Source organism: Paenibacillus sp. A3 (genome assembly GCF_001399685.1).
Taxonomy (GTDB): Bacteria; Bacillota; Bacilli; order Paenibacillales; family NBRC-103111; genus Paenibacillus_G.
Window position 1 is genome coordinate 1 of sequence record NZ_JTHN01000430.1, and the last position, 1,065, is coordinate 1,065.

At 55.4% G+C, this 1,065-nt stretch carries 2 protein-coding genes; both read right to left on the reverse strand.

Annotated features, from left to right (window positions below; genetic code table 11):
* Positions 1 to 292, reverse strand: a 292-nt coding sequence (locus tag QJ48_RS35185) for a biotin/lipoyl-binding protein (RefSeq protein ID WP_157261892.1), incomplete at its 3' end; no start/stop codon positions are given.
* Between the two features lie 21 nt (positions 293 to 313).
* Positions 314 to 1,065, reverse strand: a 752-nt coding sequence (locus QJ48_RS35190) for an ABC transporter permease (RefSeq protein ID WP_157261893.1), incomplete at its 5' end; no start/stop codon positions are given.

Here is a 1,065-nt window from a genome sequence, read left to right on the forward strand (position 1 = left end):
GCCGGAACAGCACGTCGCCTTTGGCCACTTGGGAGCCGTCTTTAACGGACCACGCCGTGACGTAGGCGCCGAACGGAGCGTTTATGTATGTTTCCTTCTGATAGGAGGACTTTCCTTTCACTTCGACAATGTTGGTCAGATCCTCGCGGACGGCTTTGAATTTCAATGCGTTCGTTGCTTGCGAAACTGCCGGACGGGATGCGTTCTGCGGCCGGCTTTGCCAATATAACAGCCCCGTCACGCCGATCACCAGCACGGCGCCTACGGCGGCGAACCAAGTTCTTTTTTTCATAGCTGCATAACTCCTAAACGTTTAGTCTCGTTTGATGGCGGTCAGCGCGTCCGTGCGCGACGCTTTGATGGCCGGATAAATGCCGGACAGCACGCCGGTCATGATGGCAAAGAACAGACCGACCGGCAGGATCCATGGACTGATAAACAAAATTTCCACCTGAGATCCCGCTCTTGGAGGTGTAAACTGCATGATGGCGATATTGATCCCCCAAATGACCCAATACGACACCAGAATGCCCACCAGGCCCCCGAGCAGCCCGAGCAGCGCCGATTCGACCATAAACATGTTGCGGATTTGGCTTAGGTTGGCGCCCAGCACTTTCATGATGCCGATCTGCCGCCTGCGCTGATAGGTCGACATCGTCATGGCGACGATGATCGAAATCGAGGCGACGAACAAAATAAAGACCCCGGCGCCGCCGAAGATCAGCCGGACGATGAGCAGCTCGTTCTGCATGCTTTCCTCGCGGTGAAGATTCGTCTGCACGGTGAGCTTCAGCTTCTTGAGCAGCGATTCCAGCTCTTTGACATGGGCGCTGCTGTCCACCTTAATTTTGACCTCGTTATACTCGGCCGTCTGCGAGGAGTTCTTATCTTCCTTGACCTTGCCGCCATTCATTTGAATGATCGCTTCCTGAAGCCGCTTGCCGAGTGCCGGCGATACGAACGCCGTCTTCTGATGAATCAGCATATCATCGGGAACGCCCTCCGGCTTCTTGAGGATGCCGACGACCCGGACGGGAATTTGGATGTCCACCGTTTCCCCGACAT